We start from the raw sequence: 19,104 nt of genomic DNA on the forward strand, positions 1-19,104 counted from the left end.
TGTGTTAAGCACGCCGCCAGCGTTCATCCTGAGCCAGGATCAAACTCTCCGTTGAAGTAAAACAGACACAACCAACACCCCCGGGAAAACGGGACATGCCGGCTGCACAAAATTTGAAACCAGCTGTAAAAACCAGACCACACCACGGGGTGGCACGATCCAGTCAATTCAACCAATTCAATACAATAAATTGGTATCAACAAACTTGGCACACTATTGAGTTCTCAAACAACAGACACACCCGGCACCACCACAACCTCAGCCGTGGATCGCTCCGGAGCAACTTCCCAAACTTACCCGAACCCGCGAAGCTAAGCAAATCAACGTTTCCGCAATCCACAACTCCACGAACCTGGATCCCCACCCATCCACGGCACGCAAAACGCGAACCATTTCCAGGCTGTTTATCAGGGGGTCGGTCGCAATCTCTCCGCATCAGCGGCGGCGACTCGAATTACTTTACACGCCACCGGGACCACACACAAATCCACCCCCACCACGCACCCCCCACCCCCAAACCCCAACACCCGCGCGGAAAACAGGCCCACCACGCCCGGTTCCCCGCGGTGAGCCCGGAAAGTCGCTGCTATGGGGTGCATCACACCCGGCTTCACCTGGCAGCGGGGACCGTGCTGCGGGGGCACCTGTCCGCCGTCACGCCTTAAATGCAAGAAGGGCCGGCGCCAAGAGGCGCCGGCCCTTCTTCAAGCCACTGGCTTCAGGAGTGCTGAATTACCAGGAAGACTTCGTGATGCCCGGGAGCTCACCGCGGTGAGCCATGTCGCGGAAGCGAACACGGGAGATGCCGAACTTCTGGAAGGTACCGCGCGGGCGGCCATCGATGATGTCGCGGTTACGCAGACGTACCGGTGAGGCGTTGCGGGGCAGCTTCTGCAGGCCGAGGCGTGCAGCTTCGCGTGCCTCGTCGGTCGACGCGGGGTCAACCAGAGCCTTCTTCAGTTCGAGGCGCTTTGCAGCATAACGCTCGACGATGACTTTACGCTGTTCGTTCTTAGCGATCATTGACTTCTTGGCCATGTGTTTAGCGCTCCTCTCGGAATTCGACGTGCTTGCGGATGCGGGGGTCGTACTTCTTCAGAACCATACGGTCCGGGTCGTTACGACGGTTCTTGCGCGTCACGTAGGTGTAACCCGTGCCCGCGGTCGACTTGAGCTTGATGATCGGACGTACGTCCTTGTCCTTAGCCATTAGAGCTTCACTCCTCGTGCCAGGATGGCGGCTACGACTACGTCGATGCCACGCACGTCGATGGTCTTGATGCCCTTTGCAGACAACTGCAGAGTGACATTACGGCGCAGGGACGGAACCCAGTAGCGCTTCTTCTGGATGTTCGGGTCGAACCGGCGCTTGTTGCGACGGTGCGAGTGCGAAATGCTGTGTCCAAAGCCCGGCTCGGCTCCGGTCACCTGGCAGTGTGCTGCCATGACGACTCTCCTCAAAATAAATGAAACGATCGGCGGAGTTCCCGCGTAACCGTGCGACAGGCGGCGTCCGCATCCAGCGCCCACGGGGTTTCGGCAGTAGTCAGGCAGCGGTGTAAACCACTGCGTTCCGCACTGCGGCGAAGATTGTGGACCACGGTTACCGGGCGGTGAAACCTTTCGGAAAGTCACCGCGAAGTACCGGGATGCTGGGCGAATACAGGAGTGCACGCAACTTGAGCCCCTAACTACCGGCCATCAGGACTGCCAATTTTGCAGACAGATCCCGCCAACCGGAGCAATTGCACACGCTCCGCGCCACCTAGCGCCTACCAAGTCTACGAGCTTGACGAATTAAAGACCAATCCGGTAACAGGAGTTGTATCAGGCGCGCCGGCCGGTCGGGTCCGAAGTCACATCGGCACCCTAGCGGTTTCACAGCCAATTGATAGGCAGCAGGCGGACCGTGGAGCCATGAACTCCTCACTCCCGATGGCCGTGCCGGCCGGGGCACTCCGCCCTCCCGTGGAGCGGTTCCGCGGTCAGTCCCGGAGCCGCTTGTTCCGGGCGGACCTGCTGGGCGTGCTCGCGTGGTCTTCGGTGGCCTTCGCCGTCGCACTGTGGCTCGCCGACGGCGGCGCGGCCGGATTCTCGACGCTGGCCGGCTCCTTCACGGCCCTGGGAATCGTCGCCGGCCTCGCCGGCATGGACCTTGTACTGCTGATGTTGCTGCTGGCGGCGCGTCTGCCGGTGATCGACTCCGCCGTCGGGCATGACCGGGCGTTGGAATTTCATCGCCAGCTCGGCAAACCGTCGCTGTATCTCCTGCTCGCACACGGAATCCTGATCGCGATCGGATACGGGATGGCCGAGGGGCTCGATCCGTTCAGTGAGCTCGTGGCCCTTTGGGTTCTGGTTCCCGACATGTGGCTCGCCATCGTGTCGAGCGGGTTGTTCATCGCTGTGGTGGCCACGTCGCTCGTGGCGGTGCGGCGACGGTTCCCCTACGAGTTCTGGTACGCCGTCCACCTGCTCACTTACGCCGCGGTGCTGACCGCGATCCCGCATCAGTTCAGCGCAGGCGGGCTGTTCGCGGAGGGCACCTGGCAGCGCTGGTACTGGCTGGCCGCCTGCATCGGAACCGGCGCCGCACTGGCTCACTATCGCTTTCTGGAGCCACTCGTAGCCACCGTCCGGCATCGGCTGACCGTGAACCGTGTCGTCATGGAGGGTCCCGGCGTCGTCAGTATTGAACTGGCTGGCCGCCACCTCGACGAACTGGCTGGCAACGGCGGCAGGTTCTTCATCTGGAGGTTCCTCTCCCCCGGCGCCTGGTGGCATCCGCACCCTTTCAGCCTCTCCGCGGAGCCCGTGCTGTTCGACTCCTCGGGCCGCGGCACCCTGCGTATCACCGTGCGCAACCTCGGCCGGGGCTCCGCGCAGCTGGCCCGGCTGAAACCCGGGACCAGGGTGGCCATCGAGGGACCCTACGGGCTCTTCAGCACCGCGGCCCGCAGCCGGAACCGCGTCGTCATGATCGGAGCGGGCATCGGGATCACCCCCATCCGCGCCTTGCTGGAGAGCACCCCCTTTGATCCGGGCAACGCCACGGTGATCCTCCGCGGCCACAACGAGGCGGAGCTGTACCTGGCCGACGAAATCCTGGATCTTTGCCGCCGCCGCGGCGCCACCTTGTTCCACGTCACCGGCGCACGGACCACCGGCGGACAAAGCTGGCTGCCCGCGTCGGCCGTCCGTTTAGGACACCGGCTAGCCAGCTACGCTCCGGAAATCGCCGACGCCGACGTCTACATCTGCGGCCCGTCCGCCTGGGCGCGCAGTGTGATCAGCGAAGCCCGCGCGGCCGGGGTCCGCGAAGAACAACTCCACAACGAAAGGTTCGACTGGTGAGAATACGAGCAGCGGTTTCAGCAGCACTGGCCTCCGCCGGGATTCTTCTGGCTGGCTGGCAATCCGGCGCCCATGTCGCGGAGACCGGGAGCACGGCGGCGGCCATATCAGCCGCCGCCTCGTCCGGCGCATCGTCCGGCACATCGGCCGGGTCGGGAGCGGGCGGAGGAACCGCAGGGGCGGAGGCGGAGGCCGCCGGGACCTACGCCGGCAATGTGGTCCAGACCCGCTTTGGCGCGGTCCAGGTGCAAATCACCGTCAAAGCCGGGGCGATCACGGATGTCACCGCCCTCCAGTTGACCGACAACGACCGCAAGTCGGTGCAAATCAGCAACCGGGCCGCGCCGGCCCTGCGGGCCGCGGTCATCAAGGCCCAGTCCGCCCAGGTTCAGACCATCAGCGGCGCCACCGTTACCAGTGACGCGTATTTGAGTTCCCTTCAGGCAGCCCTCGATGCAGCGAACCTCTAAGCCTTCGCCCGCCGAGAGTCCGGCGCAGAGCGGCCCTGCCCTGAAGAGCCGGACCTTCCAGTGCATGGGAACCGTCATCAGCCTTGCCCTGCCAGCCGGCGCCGCCCGGGACGGCGAAGGGCTGGAAGGTGCCGCGGCCGCCGTCGAACGCGTGTTTGCCGGCCTGGACGCGACCTTCAGTCTCTACCGGCCGGAGTCTGAAGCGAGCCGACTGGCCCGCGGCGAGGGCACGCTCCGGGACGCCTCGGCGGCCTTCCGCGCCCGCTTTGCGGACGCCACGGGTTGGCGGCTGCTGACCGACGGATTCTTCACACCCGAGCGGCCCGACGGCGTGCTGGACCTCTCCGGAATCGTCAAGGGCTACGCCATCGACCAGGCAGCTTCCGCTTTGGAGTCCGCCGGCATCGCGGACTGGTGCCTGAACGCCGGCGGCGACGTGCTGGTGAGCGGCTCGCCCGTGCCGGGGAGCGGGTCCCCGTGGCTGGCCGGCATCGTGGATCCGCAGGACCGCCGGTCGCTGCTCTCGTGCTATTCCTTGGGCGGCACCGGCCGCTTCACCGCGCTGGCAACGTCCGGGACCGCCGAGCGCGGAGACCATATCTGGCGGGCCGGAGCCAGCCGGACCGAACTCGGACCACTCGAATTCCGTCAGGTGTCGGTGGCCGCCACGGACATTCTCACCGCTGACGTGCTGGCCACGGCGGTCGTCGCCGGCGGGAGGCGGATGCTGAACTGGGCCACCGACAGCTGGGACGTCGAGGTGCTTGCCGTCCTTGACGGCGGGGAACTGCTCGCGACGCCGGGCTTCCGCGCCTAGAGGTGCGTGAGCTGCGGATAGCGCGGTGTCAGTCCGTCGCCTGAGGACTTCCCCGTGACGCGGCGGACCACCCACGGTCCGGCGAATTCGCGGACCCAGCGGGCGTTGGCGCGGATAGCCTCGGTCCGGTTGAGCTCCGGGACCGGGGTCATGGGCGGAACATCGATCGAGTGGTCGTGCTCCAGGACGTTGAGGACGCGCTTGGCCATGTTCGCGTGGCCCGCGGCAGACATGTGCATCCGGTCGGTCGCCCACATTCCCCAGTCGTAGTACTCGCTAAAGCGCCAGTAGTCCACCAGGAGGGCGCCGTGGTCCCCGGCGATTCCGCGGACCAGCTCGTTGTAGATTGCGGTGCGGCCGCGCGTCGTGCTGAAGATCTTCGAGCCGCGGGAGTCGAACCCGGTGAACATCACCACGGTTGCGCCGGTGGCCTTGAGTCTGCGGATGCCGGCGTCGTAATCCACCAGCAGATCGTCGATGTCCACCTTGGGCCGGAGGATGTCGTTGGCCCCGGCGTAGATGCTCACGAGGGTCGGTTTGAGCGCGACCGCGGCATCGACCTGTTCGGCCATGATCTGGCGGAGCTTCCGGCCGCGGATGGCAAGGTTCGCGTACCCGAAGCCGGGATCGGCGGCGCCGAGCTGCTCGGCAACCCTGTCAGCCCACCCACGAACGCCGTTGGGACGGGCGGGGTCGTCGTCGCCGACGCCTTCCGTGAAGGAGTCTCCAAGGGCTACATAGCGGGACGTGAAATCCATGGATCCAGTCTGCCAGCAGTTGCCCCGAGCAAACAAAAGCGGGCAGCACAACCGCTATTCGCGGATCCGGACCGCCGTTTCGCGCAGGTACTGCTCCACCCGGGTGTAGGCGTCCCGGGTCAGGGCCTTCCAGAGGGCGATGGCCAGCCGCGGGTCGGCCGCTTCCAATTCGGAGATTGCCTCCGTGCTGAGGACCATGACCTCCACCGGGCCTACCGCCCGGACGGTGGTTTCCTGCCGGTTCCCGCTGCCCAGCGCCAGTTCGCCAAAGGTCATGCCGGCGCTGAGCGTATTCAGTTTCACCCGGTCCGCAGTGGGCCCCGGGGACGTGCTGCTGACCCGTCCGGAGGTGATGAAATAGACCCCGCCGAACCGCAGCCCGACGCGCCGGATGACGTCGCCGTCGTCGTAGGACTTAGGGGTCATGAGCGCTTCCAGTGCCGCGGCGTCTGCCTCGTCCAGCGGCGCCAACGCGGGCGACGCGGTGACGGGAACGCGGTCCGGGAGCAACAGGTGCTTCCCGTGGCGCTCCAGCAGGCGGTTTTCGCAGTACTCGACGGCGGCGCTCCGCGTCCCGAAGGACGGCACCTGGCGCTGAGCTGACAGTCCCAAGGCCTCCGTGACGGAGCCGTCCGCCTCAATCAGCACCAGCTCCCGGCCGGCGTCGGCCATCCCTTGCCGGGCCTTGGCCAGCATGCGCACGGCAACCTCGCTGACCTGGTCCGTGCGGCGCACGTCCAGGACCACCAGCTCGACGTCGTCCGCCAGGCTGCTGAGCTCGCGCACCATGGACTCGGTTCCAGCGAAGAGGAGGTCGCCGTTGACTTCGATCACCCGGGCCCGGTGGCCATGGGCACGCAGGACGTCGGCGGCCTCGTCGTTGCGGCGGATGCCCGAGGGCGTCTCGGTCACGTCGTACGCGGCGAGGATGGCGGACCGGCCCGTCCGGGCCGCGCGGACGAAGTGGAGTTCCATGTCCCGGGAGAGGCGCTGCGCCGTCGCCAGGCCGCGGACGCTGCTGCCATGCTCGTCCAGCGGCGGCGAATAGACGGCCAGGCCCACCTGGCCGGGCAGGACGGCGATGATGCCGCCGGCCACCCCGCTCTTTCCCGGCATCCCCACGCTGCTGATCCAGGCACCGGCGTCGTCGTACATACCGGACGTCATCATGACGGACAGCACGCGTTCCACCGGACCGATTTCCAACACCTGTTTTCCACTGAGCGGATTCCGGCCGCCGTTGGCAAGGGTGGCGGCCATGATCGAGAGGTCGAAGCAGTTCACCAGGACGGAACACTGGCGGAAGTAGTCCTCCAGGACCGGCGTCGGATCATCCTCAATGATGTTGAAGGAACGCAGCAAGTGCGCGAGCGCCGTGTTGCGGTGGCCGTGCTTGAGCTCGGATTCGTAGACCTTCTCGCTGACCGAGAGCTGCCGGCCGGCGAAAGCGGAATACGTGCTGAGGATCCGCTTGAAACCGGACTGCCCGCCGGACCCCCTGATCAGCGACGTGGCGGTGAGGGCCCCGGCGTTGATCATCGCGTTGGCCGGCCGGCCCGTGCCTTCGGCGAGGGAAATCTCGTTGAACGAGTCCCCCGACGGTTCCACGTCCACTTTGGCGTCCACGGCCTCGGCGCCGAGGTCCTCCAGGGCCAGCCCGTACGTGAAGGGCTTGGAGATGGACTGGATGGTGAATTCCTCGCGGGTGTCACCGATTTCGTACACCGTGCCGTCCACGGTGGCCAGGGCGATGCCGAAGTTGTCCGGGTCCACGTTGGCCATGGCCGGAATGGTGCTGTAGGGCTTGCCGTCCTTGAGCTCGGCGATCTCGGCGTGGATCTGGCGCAGGTAGCTGTCGATCGGCGATTCCATACCGCCAACATTAGGCGACGCCGTGCCGCGACAAGGCTCGCGGCGGCCCTTTAGCTCTGCTTACTCTCGCGCAGGATCCAGTGGTCCTCATCCAGGCGGCCCACGATCTTCTCGCCGATCCGGGCAAGGTCAGCGACGTCCTCCGCGCTCAGGGCGTCCAGGAAGAGCGAGCGGACGGCCTCGACGTGGCCTGGTGCAAGCTCCTCGATCGTCTCCATTCCCGCGTCGGTGAGGTGCGCCGTCGTGACCCGGGCATCGCCGGGGTGCGGACGGCGCTCCACCCAGCCCCGGTTCTGCAGTTTGGTGACCACATGGGAGAGCCGGGACAGGGACGCGCTGGTGCGCGCGGCCAATTCGCTCATGGGCAGAAACCGGCCGTCCGCCTCGGAAAGCATCGCGAGGACGTTGTAGTCGAAAAGGGAGAGCTTGCGCGCATGGTGCAGCTGCGTGTCCAGCGCTGCCGGAAGCAGGGTGTTGATGCTCACTTGGGCCAGCCAGGCCCGGCGTTCGTCGGCGTTCAGCCAGCGCGGTTCAGTCATGGATACAGTCTAGGAGAATTTAAGATTGACGGTTCAACTTCATCGGATTCCGTGACGGGGAAATCCCGCCCCGGCGCCGCGGACAGGCGCTAGGCTGACCCTATGTATGTAGTCTCCCTGACCTACAAGGTCCCCGAAGAGATCGTTGACTTCCACCTCCCGGCACACGTCACGTGGCTGCAGGATGCCTTCGACCGGGGCATCTTTATGGTTGCGGGGCGGAAGATCCCGCGCACGGGCGCCCTGCTGCTCTCCAACGCGGGCCGCGACGAACTGGATGCCTCGCTGGCCAAGGACCCGTTCTATATCAACGGCGTGGCCGAGTTCGACGTCGAGGAGTTCCATGCGAGCCGGGTCGCCCCGGGCTACGAGAATCTGCTGGACAGCTGACGCCGGCTCACCCGGGCGGAGGAAGACAATTCAGTCCGGCGGGGCCTTGGCCGTCAGTTTCTTCAGGCCTGCCTTGGGCGGCACCCTGACCGGCTCCGGCCACCGCGGTCTGAGCTCGTCCCCCAGCGTGAGGCCCCTGAGCTTGCGCACGAAAAGCGGCAGAACCCAGTCGTTGACCCACCGTCGCTGCCGGCGCCCCCAGCCGCGGACTCCGAGTTTCGCCGGGGGCTCCCAGTCTTTGGACTTGACCTTGTGCGCAACCCCGAGCTGGTTGAGTACCTGGCCGGCCAGGTACTTGTGGCCGGCCTTGGACATGTGCAGCCGGTCCGAGTCCCACATCCGCGGATCGTAGAACGCGTCGAAGCACCAGTAATCCACCAGCACCGCCTCGTACCTCGCCGCCAGTTCGCGGACCCGCTGGTTGTAGACGGCGTTCCGCCTTTTGAGGGGTTCCAGCAGCGCCGAGACCCTGACGTCGAAACCGGTAAAGAGCACCACCGTGGCCCCGCTCGAGGCAAGCCTGGCGACGAGGAACTCGTAGTCCTTCATCAGGGCGCGGATGTCGGTCCCGATATCCAGGATGTCGTTCCCGCCGGCGTACAGGGTGATCAGGGTCGGTTTCATGGCGAGCGCGGGTTCCAGCTGTTCCGCGATGATATGCCGAAGCCTCTTGCTGCGGATGGCGAGGTTCGCGTACTCCCACCCCGGGTCCGCCTTGGCCAGCTGCTCCGCCACCCGGTCCGCCCAGCCGCGCACCCCGTTCGGCAGCCGGGAGTTGTAGTCCCCCACACCCTCGGTGAAGGAATCTCCCAAAGCAACATAAACCCGCCGCCCGTCAGCGCCCGGGCCCACAAGGTTCTCGACCATACCGCCACGCTAGCCCCGCCTGACGACGTCGGAGTGAACAACCGGGGCACAGCAGGTGAGCCGACCTCGGACATCCAGAAGGGCCTGCGGGCACCAACGGCAAGCCGACCACAAGGCCGCCGCCGGTGCTTTGCAAAGGAGCGCATCTACAGCTCGGCCTTCCCCTGCCGCCAGTACCCCATAAACGCCACCTGCTTCCGGTCAATCCCGACATCCCGCACCAAATACCGGCGCATCTCCTTGACGACCCCCGCTTCACCGGCGATCCAGGCGTAGAACGGCATTGCCCCGGCGGGTTTGTCAGGATTCCGGCTCGCGCTGATTGCGGCGGCATCCATCCGTGCAGGGGTCTCCCACAGGATGTTGTGGTCCACGTTGACGTCCTCGGGCTCGGGGCCGGCCGCAGGCTCAACGGACGGCCGGAGCCCGACCCAGCCGGGGAGGGTCACGGCGGCCCGGACCGCCTCCTGTAGCAATTCGCCGTGCGGACGGGACCGGCCGATCGCCGCACCGCGCGCGAGCCAGGTGATCTCGACGTCCGCGGCTGTCGTGATGCCCTGGAAGTCGCCGGCCTCCGGAACCTCCAGGATGGCATGCCCGCTGAAGTACGGCGGCAGGCTCTCGAGGATGGCGCTGATGGCAGGGACGGCCGTCTCATCTCCGGCCAGCAGGACCCGCTGGGCCAGCCCCGGACGCCATTCGATCCCGGCGTAGGTTTCCGCGGTGACGCAGTGCGCGGCCCGATTGTTGGGTCCGATCAGCGTCAGGGTGTCCCCCGGCTTGGCGTTCAGGGCCCAGCTGGCGGCCGGTCCGCCGTGGCCGGCGTCGTCGAAGTGCAGCACGAAGTCGACGTCGAGCTCCGGGTAGACGGCGTCGAGGCGTTCCTGCCGCACGGTGTAGGTCCGCATGGACCCGCGCGTCCCCGGGTCCATGGCCAGCCACTCGCGGTACCAGCCGGACTGTTCCATCCGGAATTCCGGCAACGGCAACGCGGTGCCGTCGGGAGCCAGCGAGGGGATCATGAGTTTGATGCGCAGGTCCAGGGTGCTGCCGTTGACGCCGAAGTTCCGCAGCGAATAACCGCCGAAGGTGACCCGACGGAAGTTCGGCCCGAGCTGGCGGACCGCCGTGACCTGGACCTCGAAGGCCAGGGTCATGGGTTCCGTGGCGGGGAGGGTCTTCAGGGCCGCACGGGTGCGGGCCGGCGTGGGGTTCGTGGCAGTCATGGGACCAGCTCCAGGGTTGTGGTTTGCGGGACAGCGGCATGATGGCGGCCCAGCGGAATGATCAGGGGTGCGCCGGACACCGGGTCCGGGAGCACCCGGGACTCCAGGCCGAACACCTCGCGGACCAGCACCTCGGTGACCACGGTCTTTGCGGCGCCTTCGGCGACGATCTCTCCGCTCTTCATGGCGATGATGTGGTCGGCGTACCGGGCGGCGAGGTTGAGGTCGTGCAGCACAATCGCCACGGTGGTGCCGCGCTGGCGGTTGAGGTCCGTGATGAGGTCCAGAACCTCCACCTGATGGGCGAGGTCCAGGTAGGTGGTGGGCTCATCCAGGAGCAGCACTTCGGTTTCCTGTGCCAGGGCCATCGCGATCCACACCCGCTGCCGTTGCCCGCCGGAGAGTTCGTCCACGTTGCGACCGGCAAGCTCCAGCGTTTCGGTGGCGGCCATCGCCTGCTGCACGGCACGCTCGTCGTGCGCGGAGCCGCCGGCCGGCCCGGACCGGAAGAACCCCTGGTGCGGGTAGCGGCCGCGGCCCACGAGGTCCCGGACCGTGATGCCGTCCGGTGCCGTGGGATGCTGCGGGAGCAGGCCCAGGGTGCGGGCGACCTCCCGGGCGGGACGGCGGTGGATGTCCTGCCCGTCGAGGGTGACTGTGCCGGCCGCAGGCTTGAGCAGCCGGGCGAGGCCCCGGAGCAGGGTGGACTTGCCGCAGGCGTTGGCGCCGACAATCATGGTCACCTTACCCTCCGGGATTACCGCAGAGAGCCCCTCGATCACGGTCCGTTGGTCGTATTTCAGCCGCAGGCCGGAGGTCTGGAGAGTTGCCATCTCAGGCGTCCTTTCGGTTGGAAGTGACGAGCAGCCAGAGCAGGAACGGGGCACCGAGGGCGCCGGTGACCACGCCGACCGGCAGGACCGTTCCGGCCAGTAGCAGCGGCGCGATGTTGGCGGCAAAGTAGTCCGCGCTCAGGACGATCAGCACGCCGGCCAGGGCCGACGCCGGCAGGCTCGCCTTGCGCACGAACCGGCGGGCGATCGGTCCGGCAAGGAACGCGACGAACGCCACGGGACCGGCCGCCGCCGTCGCCGCAGCGGCAAGCCCGACGGCGGTGACCACGATGCCCAGCCGGGCGGCACCGACCCGGACACCGAGGCCCGCGGCGGTGTCATCGCCCAGTTCGAGGATGCGCAGCGGGCCGGCGAGGAGCGTGACGGCGGGAACCAGCACGAGCAGTGCAGTACCGAGGACTCCGGCCCGTTCCCAGTTTGCGGAATTGAGCGAGCCGTTGAGCCAGATCAGGACCTCGGCGGCGGTACGGATGTCCGCCCGGGTCATCAGGAAGCTGACCACGGCGTGAAGGGCGGCGGCAATACCCACACCGGCCAGGATCAGCCGGCTGCCCGCGGCGTCGCCCCGCTGTCCCCCGGACCCCAGGGATCCGCTGCGGGAGATCCCGTAGATAAGGGCGGCCACGCCCAGGGCACCGGCGAAGGCGGCGCCCGACACCACGGCCCCGGTCGCGCCGAAGACGACGATCGCCGTGACGGCAGCGGCGCTGGCCCCGTAGCTGATGCCGATGACGTCCGGGCTGGCCAGGGGATTGCGGAGCATGGTCTGGAACAGCGCACCGGACAGCCCGAACGCGGCCCCGATCAGCGTTCCCACGACGGCGCGCGGCAGCTTGTGCTCCATCACGATGAAGCTGGCGCCGGGGATCTTCTCCCCGCCGGTGAGGTGGGCGCCCACGATCCTGAAGAAGTCGGGGATGGTGACGGTGTAGCTGCCCAGCAGCACGCTCGCCGCGAAGAGTATGACGACCGCCAGGGCCAGGAAGCCAGTCCGGCTGAGCACAGCGCGGGTGGGCAGGCTCCCGCGAGGTGGCAGATAACGCCGATGTTCCCGCCGAACATGGGCGTTAAGTGTCACTTCGGCGGCGGATTCCCGCGCGAGGCTCGCGATGCCGGGTGTGGTCTGCGGGGCGGTTCTCATAACCCGGCCGCCTTGCTGCGCCGGACCAGCCAGACGAACACCGGAGCACCGATGAGGGCGGTCATGATCCCGGCGGGGACTTCACCCGGAAGCAGGATCACGCGGCCGATCACGTCGGCACTCAACAGCAGGGCCGGGGCCAGGACCAGCGAAAAGGTCAGGATCAAGCGGTAGTCGGGTCCGGTGAGGAAGCGGACGGCGTGCGGAATGACGAGGCCCACGAATCCGATGGGGCCGGCCAGGGCCGTGGCTGTTCCGCAGAGCAGGACGATCCCGAGGGCGGTGACGCCGCGGGCCAACCCGACGCGTTGGCCCAGGCCGCGGGCAATGTCGTCGCCGAGGGCCAAGTTGTTGAGGATCCGGCCGGTGGTGAGCACAATCGCGGCTCCCAGCAGCAGGAACGGCAGTCCCGGGAGGATCACGGACCAGTCGCGGCCGGCGATCCCGCCGACCTGCCAGAACCGGAAACGGTCCAGGGTGTCCCGGCTGGAGACCAGGATGACGTTCATGAGCGAAAAGAGACCAGCGCTCAGGGCGGCGCCTGCGAGGGCGAGCTTCACCGGCGTCGCACCGTCCCGGCCGAGCGACGCGATCAGGTAGACCAGGACGGCGGCGGCGGCGCCGCCGATAAAGGCGAACCAGATGTATCCGGTCAGCGAGGTTACGCCGAACACATAGATGCCGGTGACAACCGCCAGCGCGGCCCCGGCGTTGATTCCGATGATGCCCGGGTCGGCGAGGGGATTGCGGGTAACCCCCTGCATCGCGGCGCCCGCGAGCCCGAGGGCTGCCCCGGCTAGCAGGCCCAGGACTGTGCGCGGGATCCGGGCGTGGACGACGGCGTGGTCGCCGTTGGCCGGATCGAACTGGGTCAGTGCCTGCCAGACGGTTCCCGGGGCCAGGCCCCGGGCTCCGATGGCCAATGACGCCAGGGCCACGAGCGCCAGCACGACGACGGCGGCCAGCAGCCAGAGCACGCGCGGTCCCCGGGCGGGTAAGGCAACACCCGTGGGCGTCTCCGGCGCAGGCCGGGCGGCTGCGGAAACCGCCGTCGTCGTCATTGGGCTCATGGGAATGTGCTTACTTCACCGCGGCAGTGACTTTGTCCGCTGCGCTCGCCAGCTGCGGCAGGAACGTGTCCAGCGACCACGGCAGGCTCAGCGGCGACGAAGCCGAGATGGACAGCGTCAGGGTGTTGTCCGAGTCGGCAACAAGGGTGCCGTTCTTGATGGCAGGGATCTGGCCGAGCAGCGGGTCTGCCTTGATGGAATCGGTGGTGGCTGCGTCCGGAACCCAGGTGACGAAGATGTCGGATTCGAGTTCGTTTGCCTTCTCGGCGGACCACGGGATGAAGAACTCCTTGGAGCCCTTGGAATTATCTTCCACCACGGGGGCCAGCTTCATGCCGATCTCGCTGAGGAAGCGGGGGCGGTTGTCGTTGGCGGTGTAGACGTTGACTCCGTCAGCCGAAGCGGGCTCCAGGTTGCCGTAGATGAAGCTCTTGCCTGCGATCTGCGGGTACTTGGAGACCTTTTCCTTGATGGTGGCCTCAGTGTCCGCGACCAGCTTGGTGGCTTCGGCGTCCTTGCCGAGGGCCTTGCCGATGATGGCGGTGGAATCCTGCCAGGAGGTTCCGTAGGCGATCTCGGGGTGGGCCACCACAGGGGCGATTTCGCTGAGCTTTTTGTAGTCCTCCTCCGTGAGGCCGGAGTAGGCACCAAGGATGACGTCCGGGTTGAGCTTGGCGATCTCGGTGAAGTTGACGCCATCAGCCTCGGAGAACTGGACCGGGGCCTTTTCCGACCCGAAGCTGGCGCCGAGCTGCTCGAGTGCGGCATCCTTCCACGGAGTGGAAGCCTTGTCGTTGCCGCCCCATTCGTTCTTCGGGACACCCACGGGAACCACACCAAGGGCAAGCGCCACATCGTCGTTGACCCAGGACACGGTGACGACGCGCGTCGGCTGTTCCTTGATAGTGGTCTCGCCAAACGCGTGCTTGATGGTCACCGGGAAGGCGGAGCTGGCCGACTGGCTGGGGGCGTCCGGCGCCGTCGAGCTGGCCGGGCCGGTGGAGCAGGCAGTCAGGGAGAGCGCAACGGCGGCCAGAGCAGCAGTTGCCTGGCCGGTGGCGCGGAGGAAGCGGCGTCTGGGCACGGCGCGGCTCGGGGAAGGGAGAGGCATGGGATTCCTTAGGTCAATGATGCGAACCTAAGTAAGGCTAGCCTATCCTTCCGTAAATTACGCAAGCCTTTCATGACCTAATAGACCCAACTTGTGTCCCTTCCCCGGTTAAACAGCAACGCGGGGTCACTTACGGCCCATCCCGGCAGGGATTATGGGCGCGATGTGACCCCGCGTTGCAGTGAGGCGTCGGACGGGTTCGGGTCAGCGGAGGACGATGTCCACCGGGTTCGCCTCGGAGCGCCAGGTTCCCTCGGTTCCGGGCCGCGGGCCGATCACGGGAGCGGTGAGCACGCCGGAACGGTTGGTGCGCTTGTCCCGCAGGATTTCGGTGACGGAACCGAGGTGCCGGGACAGGTCGATCACGTTCTCGGGCGCGGCCAGGAGCAGCTGGAAACCGAACTCGTGCAGCGCCTTGATGCCGGCGCCGGCGAATTCCTCCGAGGCCAGCACGAAGGCTTCGTCCATCATCACGGTGCCGTAGGTGGTGAAGCCCTGCTCGGCGATGCCCAGCTGGTAGCTCAGCGCCGCAGCCATGATGAACGCGGTGAAGCGCTGCCGCTCGCCGCCGGACATCGAGCCGGTGTCCGCGTGCATAAAGACCTCGGTTTTCTTCCGCCCGCCCTTCGCCGCCCGGGAACCCTGGACCTCGCGGTGTTCCTTGCACTGGATGAAGAGGTGCCCGCGGACGTCCAGCACTTCGGCACGCCAGCGCCGGTCCTCCGGGGTCTGCGAGCCGAGCCGCTTCACCAGCGTTTCGAGCGACTTGTAGCGGTTTCCGAGCTCGGCGTCGTCGTCCACTTCCGCGCTGGAAGCTCCGGCGGCGGCGGAGGCCGGAGCCGCCGCCTTTCCGGGCCGGGCGTGCCGGACCTTCAGCGCGTTTTGGATCGCATCCTTGAACTGCTTCGCGGTGGCGGGCAGGGTCTGCTTGATGTCGAGTTCCAGGAAGCTGCCCTCATGGAAGTTCACCTCGGAGAGGATCCCGTTGAGCGGCAGGATGCGGCTGCTGATCGAGCGGCGCTCCTCGTCCAGCAGGTGCAGCAGGGTGCTGAAGGATTCGTGCGTGCGCTGGTTGAAGAACTGCCGGAATTCGGCCTCCTGCGCGGGCAGGCCATCGCTGACGATCGCGTGGTAGCGGGCTTCGAACTCCCCCGCGGCGCCGATCGAGGTGCCGTGGTCCGCGGAAATCGCGGTTCCCCACTCGCGGACGAAGCCCTCGAAGATGCGCGTGAGCCGCTCCGACGTCGCCTGCCCGCGGGATTCGGCAGCGTGCAGCTCGGCGAGGAGCCGGGTCCGGACCTGGTTGGCGAGGTTGTCCAGCTCGTGCATCTCCAGGACGTCGCCGAAGTCCGTGAAATACGGTTCCAGCGCCGTGACGGTGGCGCCCGACGGCGGCGCCTGCGCCAGTCGCGCCCGCGCGGCGTCCAGCAGCGAATCGGCGGTGGACAGCTGCGAGTCGACAGCCTTGTATTCGCTCTGCAGCACGGCCGCGGCCTCGGTGCTGGACTGGTGCTTGTGCCGGGCCGCCTCGATGTTGGCGCGCAGCGGTTCCAGGTCCGCCTGCGCAGCGAGGGCGTCCTTGAGGCGCTGCTCGATCCGGGCGAGTTCGTCCGACGCAACGGCGGCCGAGACCTGCTCCCAGGGCCGGTGGTCATCGGCCACGCGGCGCAGGGCCTCGAGCTGCCGGCTCATTCCCTGGTGCGACTCTTCCCGGCTCTGCGCAAGTTCGGCGGCCTTGGCGAGTTCCTGCTGCAGGTCCTCGACCTGGGCCGCCACGAGCTCGAGTTTGGCGGCGTTGTCGAAGCCGAGGACATAGTCCTGCCGGCCGGTGAAGCGGTCGTCCTTTTCGACGGTATGGCGGTTGCGCTTGACCACGCCGCCCAGGCTCAGGCCCTTGTCCAGCCGGGCCAGGTCATCCGGGTCCTCAACGCACGGGTAGGCGAAGTCCAGGGCGATCCGTTCCCGGATCCACTCGCCCGCGTCCGCGGTCGGTCCCATGGCGAGAATGGCCAACTTGGTGAGCAGATCGCCGTCGGCCGCGTCCTGCACGGCCAGCGCCCCGCCGGCGAGGGGCTTCGAGACGTCCACCGCGCGCAGCGCACCGCGGACGGAATGGTCGTTGAGGTAGCGGGTCACGGCGCCAAAGTGCTCGCCGGGGACCAGCAGTGTGGTGGCGAGGCTGCGCAGCGCGCGCTCGGCGGCCGGCCGCCACCGTTCCTGGCCCTCTGCCAGGTCGATCAGCTCGCCGCCGAACGGCATCTGCTCCTCGGGCACGCCCGTGGCCGCCGCGATGGCGCTGCGGTTTTCAATGCTCGACGGCGGCAACAGGGACTTGCGCGTCTTGAGCGACACCAGTTCCTGCTGGGCCGCGGCGAGTTCACGCTTCCTGGTCGCGTGCCCGTCGAACGCCTCGAAGCGCAGCTCCTTGAGCGCCTCCGAATCGTCTTTCAGCTCGGCCGAGCGGGCGGCCGCGTGCTCGTGCGCCTGCTCCCAGCCGGCCGCGGACCACTGGAGTTCCAGGCCGGCATCGGCGAGGGCCTTCCGGGCCGATTCCTCCACCTGCTGGCGGAGCTTGAGCCCCACCCTGGCGTTCTCCAGCGCCTGCTCAATCGCGGAAATCGCGTTGCCGCCCTGGTTGTTGTAGTCCGCCTCCAGCTGCCGCAGCTCCTTGGCCAGGCCGTCCCGGATGCCGCGCTCGGCGCCGAGTTCCTTGGCCTTCGCCTGGGCCAGGTCCTTGAACCGGGCGAGTGTTTGCTCGTGGACGGTGACGGCAAGCTGCTGCCTGTAGGCCTCGAATTCCTCGCCCGCGAGCTCCCGCAGGCGGTTCGCATCGAGCAGGGACTGGGCATACTCCTTGTTCAGACCGGGGACCGGCGCCAGCTGGTCGCGCTGCTGCCGGACGTCCTCAAGACGCTGCCGGATGGACATCAGGTTGCTGAACTCCTCGACAACGTCATCCGCCGCGGTCAGCGTGGCGGGCGCGTCCAGGACCTGGTCGCGGAAGAAGTTGTTGACGCTGCCGCCGAGGCCCTTGCCGGCCTGGATGACGCGCAGCAGCGGCAGGGCCTGGTCCGAATTGATCCCGAGCAGGCGCCGGAAGCGTTCCGCGAAGGCCTTGTGCACGTCGAAGACCTGGGCGTCCGGGAAGATCAGGTCCAGCGCCGATTTCGTGAAGCGCTTCTCCGCGATGCCCTCTATTGCCGTGAGGTCCAGCGGCTTGTTGTCGATCAGGTAGTACCGGCCGACGCTGGATTCCGTGCCGTTCTTGGGCAGGTCGAACAGCGCCGACACGGTCACCCGGCTGCCGGCGGCGTTGTCGAAGGTCAGCGCGACGGCGGACCAGGTGGCGCCGGGGCGCTGGAACGCACTCGCCGAGCCCTCGCCCACGGCCTTGTCCCCCACCTTGCCGCGCATGTAGGTGAAGGTGGTCCGCTTGTCCTCGACCGCGCCGCCCGCGCGCTGGGCTGCGGCCTCGTTGGAGCGTGGCCGCGCATCGAAGACCCGGAGCATCGCGTCGAACAGCGTGGACTTGCCGACGCCGGAATTGCCGGTCAGCAGGGTGCCGTTGCGGTCCACGTGCATCGTGTGGGCGCCATGGAAGGTGCCCCAGTTGACCACCTGGACCAGGGCGAGGCGCATCTGGCCGGGGTTCGTGAGCTCGCCCATCGGGAGCATGGTTGCGATGCTCAATTGGTTGCCTCCGCTTCGTCAGTGTGGTCGCCTTCCGCGGCCCCACCGGACACATGCTCGGCATGCTCGCTCGTTCCTCGCTTAGCCGCATGCTGCCGCATGTCCCCGGCGTCGCCGCTGCTGTCAGTCACCGAATCGTCGTCTTCAGTGTCGTCGTCCGAGCGAACGGGACCCTCCCCCTCCACGTCCAGAAGCGGTTCGGTTCCTGAGGGGTCGGTGCTGGCTGCGATGAGGGCGTCGATTTGGGCGGGGATGTCGCCGATGTTTTCGAACGGGAGGGCCAGGGGTAGGGCGTTGGAGATGGTGTAGACCTCGTCCAGGCCGGTGGCGAGGAGGAGTTGGCGGGCCAGGAGTTTGGTGATGGCGCGGTTGACGACGTCGGAATCGCGGAGGGCGTCTTGTTGGCCGGAGGGCTGGTAGTGGGCCACGAGCTCGGCGATTTCCTCGCGCGTGATCGTCGGGTCGGTCTGGGCTGTGACGTGGCGGTCCAGGAGCAGGCGCAGGCGGAGAAGCACGATGGTTTCCACGCGGCTCAGGGCCCGCTGCTGGCGCAGGATGCTGGAGCGGGTGCTGCCTCCGATGGCCTCGGGGTCCACCGGACGCAGTACGGCGACTTTGCGTTCGTGGTCCAGCTGCAGGGTCAGGAAGAGTTCGGACAGGCGGCTGCGCAGGATCAGCTGGTTGTCCAGCAGCGTGGTCCACAGCTTTTCGTCCCGGCCGCCGTCGATGTACGGGCCTTTGAGGAGCTTCACGAGGGCCTGGCGGACCTTCATCGGGAGCACGCCGGTGTCCCCCGGGAAGAGCGCAGCTCCGTCGACGAAGGTATCGCGCGGGGTGACCGTGAAGGGGTCGGCGTGCACGTGCTGGGCAGGCTCCGCAGCCTCCGACTCACCTTCGGTTGCCTCAGCTGTGTCTTCCACTGTGTCTGGGGGAAGTTCAGTCATC

At 67.2% G+C, this 19,104-nt stretch carries 18 protein-coding genes; 4 read left to right on the forward strand and 14 right to left on the reverse strand.

Annotated elements, in window-relative coordinates:
• Nucleotides 1-732 precede the first annotated feature (732 nt).
• The 3 genes from rpsN to rpmB are packed head-to-tail and all read right to left on the reverse strand — an operon-like array spanning nt 733 to nt 1,446.
• Nucleotides 733-1,038 (reverse strand): 30S ribosomal protein S14, encoded by a 306-nt coding sequence (gene rpsN, locus ABIB29_RS06380; RefSeq protein ID WP_011693742.1) that lies wholly within the window; start codon nt 1,036-1,038, stop codon nt 733-735.
• A 4-nt stretch (nt 1,039-1,042) separates the two neighbouring features.
• A complete protein-coding gene (gene rpmG, locus ABIB29_RS06385) occupies nt 1,043-1,210 on the reverse strand; it encodes a 50S ribosomal protein L33 (protein WP_011693743.1) in 168 nt (55 codons plus the stop codon).
• A complete protein-coding gene (rpmB, locus tag ABIB29_RS06390; RefSeq protein ID WP_056342125.1) occupies nt 1,210-1,446 on the reverse strand; it encodes a 50S ribosomal protein L28 in 237 nt (78 codons plus the stop codon). The genes rpmG and rpmB overlap by 1 nt, the downstream gene beginning before the upstream one ends.
• A 471-nt stretch (nt 1,447-1,917) precedes the next feature.
• Here rpmB and ABIB29_RS06395 point away from each other — a divergent pair, with 471 nt between their 5' ends.
• The 3 genes from ABIB29_RS06395 (at nt 1,918) to ABIB29_RS06405 (ending at nt 4,641) form a co-directional block, all read left to right on the forward strand.
• The gene (locus ABIB29_RS06395) at nt 1,918-3,354 is read left to right on the forward strand and encodes a ferredoxin reductase family protein (protein WP_354171123.1); all 1,437 of its coding nucleotides are present in this window, start codon (nt 1,918-1,920) and stop codon (nt 3,352-3,354) included.
• Complete coding sequence (locus ABIB29_RS06400; RefSeq protein WP_354171125.1) at nt 3,351-3,824, forward strand: FMN-binding protein; 474 nt, start codon at nt 3,351-3,353, stop codon at nt 3,822-3,824. The genes ABIB29_RS06395 and ABIB29_RS06400 overlap by 4 nt, the downstream gene beginning before the upstream one ends.
• A gap of 64 nt (nt 3,825-3,888) precedes the next feature.
• The gene (locus ABIB29_RS06405; protein WP_354171127.1) at nt 3,889-4,641 is read left to right on the forward strand and encodes an FAD:protein FMN transferase; all 753 of its coding nucleotides are present in this window, start codon (nt 3,889-3,891) and stop codon (nt 4,639-4,641) included.
• Here ABIB29_RS06405 and ABIB29_RS06410 read toward each other — a convergent pair.
• The 3 genes from ABIB29_RS06410 to ABIB29_RS06420 are packed head-to-tail and all read right to left on the reverse strand — an operon-like array spanning nt 4,638 to nt 7,810.
• Entirely contained in the window at nt 4,638-5,399 is a 762-nt protein-coding gene (locus ABIB29_RS06410; RefSeq protein ID WP_354171128.1) for an SGNH/GDSL hydrolase family protein, read from the reverse strand. The two genes, ABIB29_RS06405 and ABIB29_RS06410, sit on opposite strands and share 4 nt — an antisense overlap.
• A 54-nt stretch (nt 5,400-5,453) precedes the next feature.
• On the reverse strand, nt 5,454-7,271 hold the full coding sequence (gene glsA / locus ABIB29_RS06415) for a glutaminase A (RefSeq protein WP_354171129.1): 1,818 nt from the start codon (nt 7,269-7,271) through the stop codon (nt 5,454-5,456).
• A gap of 50 nt (nt 7,272-7,321) precedes the next feature.
• Nucleotides 7,322-7,810 carry a MarR family winged helix-turn-helix transcriptional regulator gene (locus ABIB29_RS06420; protein ID WP_354171130.1) on the reverse strand — a complete coding sequence of 163 codons (489 nt, stop codon included), beginning with the start codon at nt 7,808-7,810 and terminating at the stop codon, nt 7,322-7,324.
• A gap of 102 nt (nt 7,811-7,912) precedes the next feature.
• Here ABIB29_RS06420 and ABIB29_RS06425 point away from each other — a divergent pair, with 102 nt between their 5' ends.
• On the forward strand, nt 7,913-8,200 hold the full coding sequence (locus ABIB29_RS06425; RefSeq protein WP_354171132.1) for a YciI family protein: 288 nt from the start codon (nt 7,913-7,915) through the stop codon (nt 8,198-8,200).
• A gap of 30 nt (nt 8,201-8,230) precedes the next feature.
• Here the strand turns inward: ABIB29_RS06425 and ABIB29_RS06430 are convergent, their stop codons facing one another.
• The 8 genes from ABIB29_RS06430 to ABIB29_RS06465 form a co-directional block, all read right to left on the reverse strand.
• Nucleotides 8,231-9,067, reverse strand: coding sequence for an SGNH/GDSL hydrolase family protein (locus ABIB29_RS06430; RefSeq protein WP_354171134.1), 837 nt, complete (start codon nt 9,065-9,067; stop codon nt 8,231-8,233).
• A 146-nt stretch (nt 9,068-9,213) separates the two neighbouring features.
• Nucleotides 9,214-10,293, reverse strand: a complete 1,080-nt coding sequence (locus ABIB29_RS06435) for a siderophore-interacting protein (protein ID WP_502915568.1) — start codon at nt 10,291-10,293, stop codon at nt 9,214-9,216.
• Entirely contained in the window at nt 10,290-11,126 is an 837-nt protein-coding gene (locus ABIB29_RS06440) for an ABC transporter ATP-binding protein (protein WP_354171136.1), read from the reverse strand. The genes ABIB29_RS06435 and ABIB29_RS06440 overlap by 4 nt, the downstream gene beginning before the upstream one ends.
• Nucleotide 11,127: 1 nt before the next feature.
• A complete protein-coding gene (locus ABIB29_RS06445; RefSeq protein WP_354171138.1) occupies nt 11,128-12,288 on the reverse strand; it encodes a FecCD family ABC transporter permease in 1,161 nt (386 codons plus the stop codon).
• Nucleotides 12,285-13,358 (reverse strand): FecCD family ABC transporter permease, encoded by a 1,074-nt coding sequence (locus ABIB29_RS06450; protein ID WP_354171139.1) that lies wholly within the window; start codon nt 13,356-13,358, stop codon nt 12,285-12,287. The genes ABIB29_RS06445 and ABIB29_RS06450 overlap by 4 nt, the downstream gene beginning before the upstream one ends.
• A gap of 10 nt (nt 13,359-13,368) precedes the next feature.
• Nucleotides 13,369-14,469: an iron-siderophore ABC transporter substrate-binding protein gene (locus ABIB29_RS06455; RefSeq protein WP_354171141.1), complete on the reverse strand. Its 1,101-nt coding sequence runs from the start codon at nt 14,467-14,469 to the stop codon at nt 13,369-13,371.
• Nucleotides 14,470-14,673: 204 nt separating this feature from the next.
• Complete coding sequence (locus ABIB29_RS06460) at nt 14,674-18,159, reverse strand: ATP-binding protein (protein WP_354171143.1); 3,486 nt, start codon at nt 18,157-18,159, stop codon at nt 14,674-14,676.
• Nucleotides 18,156-19,103, reverse strand: a complete 948-nt coding sequence (locus ABIB29_RS06465; protein WP_354171144.1) for a DUF4194 domain-containing protein — start codon at nt 19,101-19,103, stop codon at nt 18,156-18,158. The genes ABIB29_RS06460 and ABIB29_RS06465 overlap by 4 nt, the downstream gene beginning before the upstream one ends.
• Nucleotide 19,104: the final 1 nt, after the last annotated feature.

The organism is Arthrobacter sp. UYEF36 (assembly GCF_040547025.1).
In the GTDB taxonomy this organism is placed as follows: Bacteria; Actinomycetota; Actinomycetes; order Actinomycetales; family Micrococcaceae; genus Arthrobacter.

What these genes read in the sequence shown, in the direction of transcription:
- rpmG (WP_011693743.1), bottom strand. Translation starts at nt 1,210, where the DNA reads ATGGCTAAGGACAAGGACGTACGTCCGATCATCAAGCTCAAGTCGACC.
- ABIB29_RS06430 (WP_354171134.1), bottom strand. Translation starts at nt 9,067, where the DNA reads ATGGTCGAGAACCTTGTGGGCCCGGGCGCTGACGGGCGGCGGGTTTAT.
- ABIB29_RS06455 (WP_354171141.1), bottom strand. Translation starts at nt 14,469, where the DNA reads ATGCCTCTCCCTTCCCCGAGCCGCGCCGTGCCCAGACGCCGCTTCCTC.
- ABIB29_RS06410 (WP_354171128.1), bottom strand. Translation starts at nt 5,399, where the DNA reads ATGGATTTCACGTCCCGCTATGTAGCCCTTGGAGACTCCTTCACGGAA.
- ABIB29_RS06425 (WP_354171132.1), top strand. Translation starts at nt 7,913, where the DNA reads ATGTATGTAGTCTCCCTGACCTACAAGGTCCCCGAAGAGATCGTTGAC.
- glsA (WP_354171129.1), bottom strand. Translation starts at nt 7,271, where the DNA reads ATGGAATCGCCGATCGACAGCTACCTGCGCCAGATCCACGCCGAGATC.
- ABIB29_RS06405 (WP_354171127.1), top strand. Translation starts at nt 3,889, where the DNA reads ATGGGAACCGTCATCAGCCTTGCCCTGCCAGCCGGCGCCGCCCGGGAC.
- ABIB29_RS06435 (WP_502915568.1), bottom strand. Translation starts at nt 10,293, where the DNA reads ATGACTGCCACGAACCCCACGCCGGCCCGCACCCGTGCGGCCCTGAAG.
- rpmB (WP_056342125.1), bottom strand. Translation starts at nt 1,446, where the DNA reads ATGGCAGCACACTGCCAGGTGACCGGAGCCGAGCCGGGCTTTGGACAC.
- ABIB29_RS06440 (WP_354171136.1), bottom strand. Translation starts at nt 11,126, where the DNA reads ATGGCAACTCTCCAGACCTCCGGCCTGCGGCTGAAATACGACCAACGG.
- ABIB29_RS06395 (WP_354171123.1), top strand. Translation starts at nt 1,918, where the DNA reads ATGAACTCCTCACTCCCGATGGCCGTGCCGGCCGGGGCACTCCGCCCT.
- ABIB29_RS06465 (WP_354171144.1), bottom strand. Translation starts at nt 19,103, where the DNA reads ATGACTGAACTTCCCCCAGACACAGTGGAAGACACAGCTGAGGCAACC.
- ABIB29_RS06445 (WP_354171138.1), bottom strand. Translation starts at nt 12,288, where the DNA reads ATGAGAACCGCCCCGCAGACCACACCCGGCATCGCGAGCCTCGCGCGG.
- ABIB29_RS06450 (WP_354171139.1), bottom strand. Translation starts at nt 13,358, where the DNA reads ATGAGCCCAATGACGACGACGGCGGTTTCCGCAGCCGCCCGGCCTGCG.
- ABIB29_RS06420 (WP_354171130.1), bottom strand. Translation starts at nt 7,810, where the DNA reads ATGACTGAACCGCGCTGGCTGAACGCCGACGAACGCCGGGCCTGGCTG.
- rpsN (WP_011693742.1), bottom strand. Translation starts at nt 1,038, where the DNA reads ATGGCCAAGAAGTCAATGATCGCTAAGAACGAACAGCGTAAAGTCATC.